Consider the following 338-nt stretch of genomic DNA (forward strand, 5'->3'; position numbering starts at 1 on the left):
CGCAAGCATCTGCAAGCCTACCTCGATGAGTTCGTCTTCCGCTTCAACCGCCGCCGCACCCGGCACGCAGCCTTTCGGTCCCTACTGGGCATCGTCACCACCAAAGGGCCCATCACCTACGATATGTTGATCGCGCCGGAAGCAAAGGGATAAGCCTTAATATTTTTTCAACCGGAATCCAATTCGCTGAAATCCGAAAAAACTCATTTCTTAAACTAGCAGGGGCCAGATTTGGATCATTTAAAAGTTTAGGCTCAAATAGCGTTCGCTATGCATTCCCGGATTTGGTATCATGAAGGATACCGAACGCGGGAGGCGGGCATGGATCGGGACACGTT

1 pseudogene is annotated in these 338 nt (G+C 51.2%); it reads left to right on the top strand.

From position 1 onward, the window contains the following. Window positions 1-153, top strand: a pseudogene (locus GHC57_RS19240) (IS1595 family transposase); the annotation flags it as partial. Between the last annotated feature and the right edge of the window lie 185 nt (window positions 154-338).

The sequence above is a fragment of the Roseospira navarrensis genome, assembly GCF_009601025.1.
In the GTDB taxonomy this organism is placed as follows: domain Bacteria; phylum Pseudomonadota; class Alphaproteobacteria; order Rhodospirillales; family Rhodospirillaceae; genus Rhodospira; species Rhodospira navarrensis.